Below are 10203 nucleotides of genomic sequence, written 5' to 3' on the forward strand. Positions count from 1 at the left end.
AAGGTTCCCTCAGACTCCCTCCAAAAACTTTTAATGCGAGTTGGTTTCCCCCTGTTTTGCCAAGCAAAACAGGGGGAAACCAACTCGTATTGAAAGTCTTTGAAGGGGGTCTGGGGGAAACTTTCTACAGAAAGTTTCCCCCAGGTAATTAATCAGAGCTTCCCTAAGCGCCGCGCCGGCTCCCCGAATCGGCGGAGCCGATTCGGGGAGCCGGCGCGCATCAAAAGTCCTTGGAAGGGTTGGCGGGACCTCTCGGCAGAAAGGTCCCGCAAGGCAAGGTGGAGCGGTGGAGAAGGTATCATTGAGAGAGGCCTTCGGTCGCGCCCTCGTGGAGCTCGGGCGAAGGCGCGACGACTTCGTCGTCTTCGACGCCGACGTGGCCGGAGGGACCTGTACGAACCTCTTTCGTGAGGTCTTTCCCGAGAGGTTCTTCCAGTGCGGCATAGCCGAGCAGAACATGATGAGCGTTGCCGCCGGTTTTTCGACGGTCGGGGTCATACCGGTGGTGACCACCTACGCCGTCTTCGCCTCCATGCGGGCCTGCGAGCAGGCGCGAAACTCCATCGCCTACCCGCGCTTCAACGTGAAGATCGCGGCAAGCCACGTGGGCGTTGACACCGGTCCCGACGGGCCGAGCCACCAGTGCATGGAGGATGTGGCCGTCTACCGGGCCATACCGGGTTTCACGGTCCTCGCTCCCGGCGACCCGGCCGAGACGGAGGCCGCCGTGGAGGCCATGCTCGACCACGACGGACCGGTCTACATGCGGACGGGCCGCAGCCCCTTTCCCCCGGTGCCGGGCCATCCCCCGGACTTCGAGATCGGCAGGGGCAAGGTCATACGTGACGGGAGCGACGCCACCGTAATGGCCACCGGAGTCATGGTCCACAGGGCGTGGGCCGCGGCGTCGATGCTCGAGGAGGAAGGGATCGGTGTCAGGGTGGTGAACATGTCTACGCTCAAGCCCATCGACGAGGAGCTCGTAGTGCGGTGTGCGCGCGAGACTAAGGGCATCGTCACGGCCGAGGACCACACGCGCCTGGGCGGGCTCGGCTCGGCCGTGGCCGAGGTCCTTGCGCTGCGCGGCGGCGCGAGGCTCGCCATGGTGGCCATCGACGACCGTTTCGCCGAGAGCGGAGACCCGGCGGACCTCGCCCGCAAGTACGGTCTCACGCACGAGCACATCGCCGCAAAGGTGAGGGGACTTCTGGAGGAGCGCCGATGAACAGGAGGTTCGGCGGCAGGACAGCCCTGGTGACCGGTGCAAGCCGCGGCATAGGCAGGGCCATAGCGCTCCGGCTGGCGGCCGAGGGCGCGAAGGTGGCCGTCTGTTACAGGAGCGACGAGGCCGCGGCGCTGCGGGTGCTCGATGAGGTGAGGGGGCTCGGCGCCGAAGGCATCGCCGTGAGGCTCTCGGTGCGGGAGCGGCCCGTCATAAGAGAAGCGCTCGCCGCCACGGTCTCGGCCCTGGGAGAGATAGACGTGCTCGTCAACAATGCCGGCGTCAACCGCCCCGAGGACTTCGACCGCATAAGCGACGAGGACTGGGACGAGGTGGTGGGAACGAACCTCACCGGCGCCTTCAAGGTCACGCAGGAGGCCTTGCCGAAGATGCGCGACGGCGCGGCGGTGGTCAACATCTCCTCGGTGAGCGGCCAGTACGGCGGGCCGAGGACGACCCATTACTGCGTCTCCAAGGCCGGTCTCATAGCGCTCACGCAGAATCTCGCCATCTTCTGCGCGCCTCGCGGCATAAGGGTGAACGCCGTGGCTCCCGGCCTCATAGCCACGGAGATGGCCTCGGCCGCCAAGGGGCTCGGCGTTGAAGAGAAGATACTGCTTCGGCGCATGGGCACGACCGGCGAGGTGGCCGCCGCCGTGGCCTTCCTCGCCTCCGACGACGCCTCGTACATAACGGGCCACACGCTCAACGTGAACGGGGGGCTCCACCTTGGCTGAGACGCTTCTCATAGTGGGGGCCGGCGTGGAGCAGGTGCGGGCCTACAGGCTCGCAAAAGAGATGGGACTTCGCGTCGTCGGTACCGACATGGACCCAGGGGCCCCGGCCTTCGAGTACGCCGACGAGAGGATAATAGCCAGCACCCGCGACGTGGACGAGACGCTGCGGGAGGTGCGCCGTTACGCCTCCTCCCATCCCGTGGACGGTGTGATGACGCTTGCAAACGACGTGCCCCTGACGGTCGCCGCGGTGGCCGCCGAACTCGGCCTTCCGGGCATCCCCGTCGAGTCTGCCGCCCTTGCGGCCGACAAGGCCGCCATGAAGCGGCGCTTCGAGGAGGCCGGCGTGGCGACGCCGGAGTTCATGGAACCGGGCTCGGCCGCCGACCTCGATGCCGCGGCCCGCAGGCTCGGGCTGCCCTTCGTGCTCAAGCCCGCAGACGGCCGCGGGGCCCGCGGAGTGCTCCTCGTGGGAGACGACACCGACAGGGAGTGGGCCTGGCGCACTTCCCTCTCCTTTTCTCAGGGCGGGCGGCTCATGGCCGAACGCTTCGTGCGGGGGCGGCAGATAAGCACCGAGTCCGTCGTGCTCGGCGGGCGCTGCCTCACCCCCGCCTTCTCGGACCGCAACTACGAGTACCTGGAGCGCTACGCGCCCTTCGTGATCGAAAACGGCGGCACCATGCCGGCGCTGCTGACCGACGGGGAGCGCCGCAGGATCGGCGATCTCGTGGAAGGGGCGGCCCGCGCCCTCGGCGTCGACGACTGCACGGTTAAGGGCGATATCGTGCTCGACGAGGAGCGCGGCGGAGAACCCCTCGTCATAGAGCTCGCCCTCAGGCTAAGCGGTGGCTACTTCGCAACCGACCAGATACCCGAGTCCGTGGGTGTCGACCTCGTGGCCCTCTCCATACGGCTGGCCCTCGGCCGAAAGGACGGCATCGGCGAGGACGAGTGCCTGCCCCGTTTCGAGCGCGGCGCGGCCATAAGGTTTTTCTTTCCGCCGCCGGGACGTATCGTGAGCATGGAGGGCGCCGACGGACTATCCACCATGGCCGGCGTGCGGCTCTGGGGCATCTACCGCCGCGCCGGTGACGTGCAGCCGCCCATACGTTCCCACGCGGACCGCGCAGGCTTCGTACTCGCCGGAGGAGCGACGCGGCGCGAGGCGGTGAGAAACGTCGAGCGGGCGATGGAGAGTGTCAAGTTCCGTGTCGAGCCGCTGAAAGAAGACGAGAGGGGCTGTTGATGACTGACGGCGATATGCTGGAAAAAAACCTCGAGGTCATCGGGAAGAAGGATTACGGCCTTGCCATGGCGCTCCGACGGCCGGAGCTCAACGGCGTGGAGATCGAGGAGGCGAGGAGCGGCGCCTTCACCTTCCGCTACGAGGGGCGCTGGTTCCACAGCCGCTACGACCCGGAGCGCGAAGCCGAGGGCCAGCTCAAGGCTATAGAAGGACGCAAGTTCGACTGGGTGCTTCTCTTCGGCCTCGGCTGCGGATACCTGCTGCGCGCGCTTCTTCGCAGCGGACACAGGAAGATAATCGTCTACGAGCCGAGCATGGAGATACTCAAGGGTGTGCTCGAGAAGGCGGACCTCCGAAAGGAGTTCTCCGAGGAGAAGGTCTTCCTCTGCACCGACTTCGGCCGTCTCGCCGAGACGATACGCGGCCATGTGGACGGCATGGACGACCTCCTCGGCTATCACCTGCCGCCCTACAAGCAGGTCTTCAGGGCCGAGCTCGCCGAGTACCTCAAGCGCGTGGAGAACGCCCAGATAACGCTCAAGGTCGGCATCGTCACCGAGATATCGTCGAGGCTCGACTGGGTGGAGAACTACTTCTCCAACATCGGGAACTTCGTCAGGTACCCGCCGGTCAACGCCCTGGAGGGCAGGCTCAAGGGCGTGCCCTGCGTCGTGGTAGGCGCAGGCCCCTCGCTCGCAAAGAACGTCGATCTGCTCGGGGAGCTGCGGGACAGGGTCCTCATCATCGCGGCCGTGACGGCCTACAGGGTCCTCGTAAACCACGGCGTGGTGCCCCATTTCGTCATAGCCGCCGAGAAGTACGACATGCCCGAGTACTTCACCGGCGGCGTCACGGACGAACAGATAAGGCTCATCCTCGGCGAGGTCACCCACCCCAACATGTTCGCCAGGGCGGCGAAGGGCAAGTTCGTCTACTTCAACCCCTACCTCTCGCTCAGCATCCTGCAGGCGGGCTTCTGGGGCTGCGACTACCTGGCCGCAAGCGGCGGCAGCGTCTCCACGGCCGCCACCGACATGGGCGTCATGTTCGGCTGCAACCCCATAATCTTCGTGGGCCAGGACCTCTCCTTCGCCGACGGCAAGACCCACGCCGACGGCGGCGTATACCAGAGCCAGGAAGTGAGCATCGACGGAGAGAAAGGGGAGGTCTCGCTGAGCTGGAACTACCCCACTCTCGAGGGGCGCGACGGCACGTCCCATACGCTCTTGTGGCTCAAGGGCCTGGACGGCCGTCCCGTGCCGAGCAAGTACGACTGGGTGACCTTCCACCAGTGGTTCGAGCACTACATGGCCCACATGGCCAGGGAAAGGCCCGAGGTGAAGATGATAAACGCCACCGAGGGCGGGGCCTACATAGAGGGCATGGACCACATGAAACTCGCCGAGGCGGCCGACCGATACATCGGCGGCGCCGCGGAGATCGAGACGGCCATCGACGAGGCCGGGCGCACAAGACCCCCCATAGACTTCGACGCCCTCGAAGACTCTTTCCGGGAGATGCTCCGTTCGCTCCGGGTCATAGACAGGCTCGCCCGCTCCATAGGCGACGAGGCGGCCGCGGCGGAGAAGAAGCTCAACGCCTCGGGGCTCACCCTCGATCTTCGCGGAAACGTGACGGCCATGAAGAAATTCGAGAAGAGACTGCTCAAGAGGGCCTCGAGGCTGCCCTTCATGTGGGAGGCCCTTGCGGCCTACACCTACAAGCTCAAGGAGTTTCTCAGGGCCGAGCGCGACGATGACGAGCTCGAGGACTTCAGGAAAAACCTCGAGGCCACGGCCCTCTCCTACGGCGAGGTCTCCGGCGTGTGCGAGCGCTTCATCCCGAGAGTCGAAGAGGCCGTCGCAATAATCGACAGGGCCCGCAGGGAAGCGGCGGCGCAAGGTTGAGGACGCCCCGAGTTGTTGCGCCGGGGGGAACCTTCTTACGCGGTCTCCGGGATGCCGGGCCGCCGGGGCGCGAGGGGGATGCGCGGTGAGCGGTGAAGTGCTGAAGAGAAATCTCGAGATCCTGCGCGGCCGCTGGGGCGCGGGCGCCGCGGCGGTCCTTGAAGACGGCGGCGGCGGGGGGGGAGGGGACGGCCGGCGGTTGACCGTCGAGCGGGCGAGGAGCGGGGCCCTGACGCTGCGCTGGGACGGGCTCTATCTCCACAGCCGTTACGACCCGGTGCTCGAAGCGCGCCGCTTCGCGGAGCGCCTCGAACCCGCCGCCGTCGCCTTCCTCTTCGGCTGGGGGGCGGACTACTTCATCGAGGCCGTCATCCAGAGGCTCGCCGGGGCAAAAAGACTTTACATCTTTCCCACAAATGTCATACTATTTCGTCAGACCCTCGAGCTCTTCGACTACAGTGCGATCTTCGGGGACGAGCGGGTGGAGCTCATCCTCGGCGGCGCGGCCGCCCTTGCGCGGGCCTTGAAGGAAGAGGCCCCCTTTAGCCCCCTCGTCATACGCCACCCGCCGTCGCTCAAGGCCGCGTCGGCCGAGCTTGCGCCGCTGCGGGACCTCCTCGAAGAGGGCCTTTACAGCGACTTTCTGACGCGCCGCTGGCAAGAGATGGACGGCGAGATGAGGCGGCTCGTGGCCGGCAACTGGCGGCGCTACTCGACCCTTGAGGGCGTGGCCGCCCTCTTCGGCACGGAGCAGGGGGGGCGGGCCTTCGTGCTCGGCGCCGGTCCTTCGCTCAGCACCGACATCGAAGGGCTCAGGGCCGGCTGGGACGAGGCGGTCACCATCGTCGTCGACGCCGCCTGCGGGGCGGTAGTGGCGGCGGGGCTGGAGCCCGACTTCGTCGTCGCCGTCGACCCCCATCCCGACATAGCGGAGCTTCTCGGCGCGGGCGAATCGAAGGGCACCCTCGTCTTCGCCCCCACCGTGGTGAGCGAGGCCGTAGATAGATGGAAGGGGCCGAAGGTTCTGGCCTTCCTCTCCACAATGAAAGGGCTCGAAGCCGCGATGGAGGAGAAAGGGGTGCTCTTCTCCGGCGGCTCGGTCATCCATCCGGCCGTCGACCTCGCCGTAAGACTCGGTTGCGCCGAGGTGGTCCTTGCGGGCTGCGACTTCGCCTTCACCGACGGCTTCAGCCACGTGGAGGGGATGCCCTTCAGGGAGCGGATGGAGAACGGCTCGCTCCAGCGCCGCATAAAGGGGGCCGGCGGGGAGATGCTGGCCACGTCGAAGAACCTTATCGCCTATCTCAGGGAGCTTGAGCGCTACATAGCGGCCCACGGCGGGGTGTCGTGGACGAACTTCACGGCCCGGGGGGCCGTGATAGCCGGTGCGGCGAGAGCGCCGCTGCCGCAGTCCGGGGGGTGAGCTCATGACAATCGTCTACCTCGACGACGACAGGCTGGACATCGAAGAAAAGGACGGCCCCTCGACCGTCGGTGAGCTCATCGACGCCCTGGCAAGGGAGGTGGCCCCTCACAAGATGGTCGTAACCGGTGTGGTGGCCGACGGAGAACGCCGCGACGACTGGACCGCCGAGAGGTTCCGGTCCGCGGCGATGGCCGATTTCGGTGAGATACGGATACTGACCGACTCCGTCGAGTCCATCGCGCTCCACGGCGTCGCCACCTGCATCGAATACCTCGAGGTCATAACGGGGCTCATCGGCGAGGTTGTCGAGCGCCTGCGCTCCGGCGAGGAAGAGGAGGCGCTCACGGGGCTTTCGAAGGTCTTTGTTGACATAAACGAACTCGTACGCACCATCGAGGCCCTCGACAAGGTGAGGACCTACGACATAAGGCCCTTCCAGGGAGAGCCGAGCAGCCTCTACGGCTCCCTGGAGGCTCTTCTCCAGGAGCTTCGCTCGGCCCAGCAATCGGGCGACATGGTCCTCATGGCCGACCTCCTGGAGTACGAGATATCGCCGCTTCTGGACAAGCTGGAAGAGGCCCTGAGAGCCCCCGGCGGATGAGCCGCCGTTACGCTCCTCCCCCCCTTCATTTGCCGTATCATCCCATCCTGCCCCCACAGACCACCGATAACCCTCTGGTTGCGTTTTTTACGGAATAATCCCCCGGAAGGTGCCCCGGCTTCTAAAGTTTTCATTTTCGCCTCCGATAATGTAGTTAAGGACTGAAGGCCCGCGAGGCGAATAGAGAGGACGCGGTCGGAAAGGGGGTGAGGAGTTCCTGACCGAAGCCTCTGGGCCGGGGCGAAGACGGCAAGGAAGCCGGGTTTCAAGCTAAGGAGGGTTGGAAATGTCTGTAGTCATCAATACCAACATAGCGTCTCTTATCGCGCAGAAGAATCTTGCGCAGGCCAACGCCCAGCTCAGGGTGAGTGTGGCGCGGCTGTCGTCGGGCTACCGTGTGAACAGCTCGGCCGACGACGCGGCCGGTCTCGCCAGGGCCGACCAGCTCCGCAGCCAGGCGCGCATGATCCAGGTGGCCATGCGCAACATCAACGACGGCGTGAGCGCCATGGAGATAAGCGACAAGGCCGCCGAGCAGATAACGAACATCCTTGCCAGGATGGGCGAGCTCGCGGCGAGCGCGGCCCAGGGCACGCTCGATTCGGCGACAAGAGACTACTACAAGGACGAGTACGACAAGCTCGTCTCCGAGATCGAGAGGATCGCCGCCACCACCGAGTTCGGCGGCAAGAAGCTGCTCAACGGCGGCTCGCTGACCTCGCTCACGCTCTACATAGGCTTCAAGAGCTCGAGCAACGACCAGCTCAGCGTAAGCCTCCAGGCGCTCACGGCTACCTCCTCGCTTGCTCTCACCAGCGGGATCATAACCGGCGTATCGGGGGCGCTCTCGGCCATGGAGGCGATCAGCGCCGCGCTCAAGACGGTGAACGACGCGCGCGCTGTATTCGGCGCCACGACCAACAGGCTCCAGGCGGCGCTTGCGAACCTGCAGGTCTCGTTCACCAACTTCCAGGCCGCCGAGTCGCGCATAAGGGACGCCGACTTCGCCTACGAGACGGCGGTCTTCACCAGGAACCAGATACTCGTCCAGGCGGGAACCTCGGTGCTCTCACAGGCGAACTTCCTCCCCCAGGCAGCCTTGAGCCTGCTCGGAGGATAAACCCTCTGTTTCACAAGCAAGAAGCCCCCGGCGGGGCTTCCTTCCGGTAGGTAGGTAAGGCTCCCCGGTCGCTCTCGATGGTGGACCGGGGCGGATAAAGGCAAGGATGCCGGTCTTCAAGACTAAGGAGGGTATGAGATGTCAGTCGTAATAAACACCAACATAGCGTCGCTTATCGCGCAGAAGAACCTTGCGACGGCCAACGCCCAGCTCAGGGTGAGTGTGGCGCGGCTGTCGTCGGGCTACCGCGTGAACAGCTCGGCTGACGACGCGGCCGGCCTGGCAAGGGCCGACCAGCTCCGCAGCCAGGCGCGCATGATCCAGGTGGCCATGCGCAACGTAAACGACGGCGTGAGCGCCATGGAGATAAGCGACAAGGCCGCCGAGCAGATAACGAACATCCTCACCAGGATGGGCGAGCTCGCGGCCAGCGCGGCCCAGGGCACGCTCGACACGACCACCCGCAGCTACTACAGCAACGAGTACGACAAACTCATCGACGAGATCGACAGGATCGCCGCCACCACCGAGTTCGGCGGCAAGAAGCTGCTCGACGGCTCGCTGACCTCGCTCACGCTCTACATAGGCTTCAAGAGCTCGAGCAACGACCAGCTCAGCGTGAGCCTTCAGAACCTCACCATCGCCACGAGCGGCTCTTCGTCGAGCGGACTGGCGCTGACCAAGGCTGCGCTGAGCAGCGTAGCGGCGGCGCTCTCGGCCATGGGCTACCTCAGCACCGCGCTTAAGACGGTGAACGACGCACGCGCCGTATTCGGCGCCACGACCAACAGGCTCAACGCGGCGCTTGCGAACCTGCAGGTCTCGTTCACCAACTTCCAGGCCGCCGAGTCGCGCATAAGGGACGCCGACTTCGCCTACGAGACGGCGGTCTTCACCAAGAACCAGATACTCGTCCAGGCGGGAACCTCGGTGCTCGCCCAGGCGAACTTCCTCCCCCAGGCAGCCTTGAGCCTGCTCGGAGGGTAGAGCCGATAGGGGCGGACCCCTGACGGTCCCCGCTCCGACGGCCCCGGCGGGACGCTCTCAGCCCGCTGGCAGGCCGTAAGGGTCCCGACGGTATGTCCCCGGACCGCACATGTCAAGGCAGGTAGGTAGAGGCTCCGGTGTTCCGCTCGGCGGAACCGCCGGTTGAGACGGCAAGGACGCCGGTCTTCAAGACTAAGGAGGGTATGAGATGTCAGTCGTAATAAACACCAACATAGCGTCTCTCATCGCGCAGAAGAACCTTGCGACGGCCAACGCCCAGCTCAGGGTGAGTGTAGCGCGGCTTTCGTCGGGCTACCGTGTGAACAGCTCGGCCGACGACGCGGCCGGTCTCGCAAGGGCCGACCAGCTCCGCAGCCAGTCGCGCATGATCCAGGTGGCCATGCGCAACGTAAACGACGGCGTGAGCGCCATGGAGATAAGCGACAAGGCCTCGGAGCAGATAACGAACATCCTCACCAGGATGGGCGAACTCGCGGCCAGCGCGGCCCAGGGCACGCTCGACGCGACCACCCGCGGCTACTACAACGACGAGTACAACAAGCTCGTCTCCGAGATCGACAGGATCGCCAACACCACCGAGTTCGGCGGCAAGAAGCTGCTCGACGGCACGCTGAACTCGCTCACGCTCTACATAGGCTTCAAGAGCTCGAGCAACGACCAGCTCAGCGTGAGCCTCGCCACGTTGACGTCCGGCACCAACGGCGTCGACCTGACCGCCGGTGTGCTCACCAGCGTTACGGGCGCTCTCTCGGCCATGGACAGCGTCAGCGCCGCGCTCAAGACGGTGAACGACGCGCGCGCCGTATTCGGCGCCACGACCAACAGGCTCAACGCGGCGCTTGCGAACCTGCAGGTCTCGTTCACCAACTTCCAGGCCGCCGAGTCGCGCATAAGGGACGCCGACTTCGCCTACGAGACGGCGGTCTTCACCAG

Annotated in this window: 9 protein-coding genes; all 9 read left to right on the forward strand. The window is 65.4% G+C overall.

The window, feature by feature from the left end:
- The first annotated feature begins 286 nt into the window (after nt 1–286).
- A complete protein-coding gene (locus tag ENJ37_03895) occupies nt 287–1225 on the forward strand; it encodes a transketolase family protein (GenBank protein ID HHL39625.1) in 939 nt (312 codons plus the stop codon).
- Nucleotides 1222–1959 carry a 3-oxoacyl-ACP reductase FabG gene (locus ENJ37_03900; GenBank protein HHL39626.1) on the forward strand — a complete coding sequence of 246 codons (738 nt, stop codon included), beginning with the start codon at nt 1222–1224 and terminating at the stop codon, nt 1957–1959. The genes ENJ37_03895 and ENJ37_03900 overlap by 4 nt, the downstream gene beginning before the upstream one ends.
- On the forward strand, nt 1952–3208 hold the full coding sequence (locus ENJ37_03905; GenBank protein ID HHL39627.1) for an ATP-grasp domain-containing protein: 1257 nt from the start codon (nt 1952–1954) through the stop codon (nt 3206–3208). Before ENJ37_03900 ends, ENJ37_03905 begins: the two co-directional genes overlap by 8 nt.
- Complete coding sequence (locus ENJ37_03910; GenBank protein ID HHL39628.1) at nt 3208–5115, forward strand: DUF115 domain-containing protein; 1908 nt, start codon at nt 3208–3210, stop codon at nt 5113–5115. Before ENJ37_03905 ends, ENJ37_03910 begins: the two co-directional genes overlap by 1 nt.
- A gap of 85 nt (nt 5116–5200) precedes the next feature.
- Nucleotides 5201–6538, forward strand: a complete 1338-nt coding sequence (locus tag ENJ37_03915; protein ID HHL39629.1) for a DUF115 domain-containing protein — start codon at nt 5201–5203, stop codon at nt 6536–6538.
- A 4-nt stretch (nt 6539–6542) separates the two neighbouring features.
- Nucleotides 6543–7142 carry a hypothetical protein gene (locus tag ENJ37_03920; protein HHL39630.1) on the forward strand — a complete coding sequence of 200 codons (600 nt, stop codon included), beginning with the start codon at nt 6543–6545 and terminating at the stop codon, nt 7140–7142.
- Between the two features lie 286 nt (nt 7143–7428).
- Nucleotides 7429–8262, forward strand: a complete 834-nt coding sequence (locus tag ENJ37_03925; protein HHL39631.1) for a flagellin FliC — start codon at nt 7429–7431, stop codon at nt 8260–8262.
- A gap of 138 nt (nt 8263–8400) precedes the next feature.
- Nucleotides 8401–9249 carry a flagellin FliC gene (locus ENJ37_03930; protein ID HHL39632.1) on the forward strand — a complete coding sequence of 283 codons (849 nt, stop codon included), beginning with the start codon at nt 8401–8403 and terminating at the stop codon, nt 9247–9249.
- A 208-nt stretch (nt 9250–9457) separates the two neighbouring features.
- The coding region (locus tag ENJ37_03935; protein ID HHL39633.1) for a flagellin FliC at nt 9458–10203 on the forward strand (746 nt) is incomplete at its 3' end.

It is taken from the genome of Deltaproteobacteria bacterium (assembly GCA_011375175.1).
Lineage (GTDB): Bacteria > Desulfobacterota > GWC2-55-46 > GWC2-55-46 > DRME01 > DRME01.

What these genes read in the sequence shown, in the direction of transcription:
- ENJ37_03925 (HHL39631.1), top strand. Translation starts at nt 7,429, where the DNA reads ATGTCTGTAGTCATCAATACCAACATAGCGTCTCTTATCGCGCAGAAG.
- ENJ37_03910 (HHL39628.1), top strand. Translation starts at nt 3,208, where the DNA reads ATGACTGACGGCGATATGCTGGAAAAAAACCTCGAGGTCATCGGGAAG.
- ENJ37_03920 (HHL39630.1), top strand. Translation starts at nt 6,543, where the DNA reads ATGACAATCGTCTACCTCGACGACGACAGGCTGGACATCGAAGAAAAG.
- ENJ37_03930 (HHL39632.1), top strand. Translation starts at nt 8,401, where the DNA reads ATGTCAGTCGTAATAAACACCAACATAGCGTCGCTTATCGCGCAGAAG.
- ENJ37_03900 (HHL39626.1), top strand. Translation starts at nt 1,222, where the DNA reads ATGAACAGGAGGTTCGGCGGCAGGACAGCCCTGGTGACCGGTGCAAGC.